This is a genomic window from Roseovarius halophilus (ex Wu et al. 2025) (assembly GCF_047086965.1).
In genome coordinates this window covers 1-343 of record NZ_JBKOTX010000596.1, presented here as the reverse complement: position 1 = coordinate 343, position 343 = coordinate 1, and the positions used below count along the sequence as shown (strand labels likewise).

At 66.2% G+C, this 343-nt stretch carries 1 protein-coding gene; it reads left to right on the top strand.

Translation table 11 applies throughout. The annotated features are described in order from the left end of the window. Positions 1-343 (top strand): transposase (locus ACH107_RS33650; RefSeq protein WP_412509906.1); only part of this gene is annotated, 343 nt, incomplete at both ends.

Sequence of the window (343 nt, the reverse complement as noted above, 5' to 3'; positions counted from 1 at the left end):
TTTGATCTTTCGGACCGGTATGCGAGCCTCGATGCCAAGCGCGATCCGTTGGTCGAGATCGACGCCGTGGTGCCGTGGGAGGAGTTTCGCCCGGCGCTCGAGCGGGTCTGGCGCAAGCCGGAAGGGGAGCGCAAGTCGCGCGCCGGGCGCAAGCCGATGGACGCCATCGTGATGTTCAAGACGCTGGTGCTGGGCGCGCTCTACAACCTTTCCGACGACCAGATCGAGTACCAGGTGCGCGACCGGCTGTCGTTCATGCGGTTTCTCGGGCTGGGGCTCGAGGACCGGGTGCCGGACGCCAAGACGGTCTGGCTCTATCGCGAGGGTCTGGTGGAGACGGGTC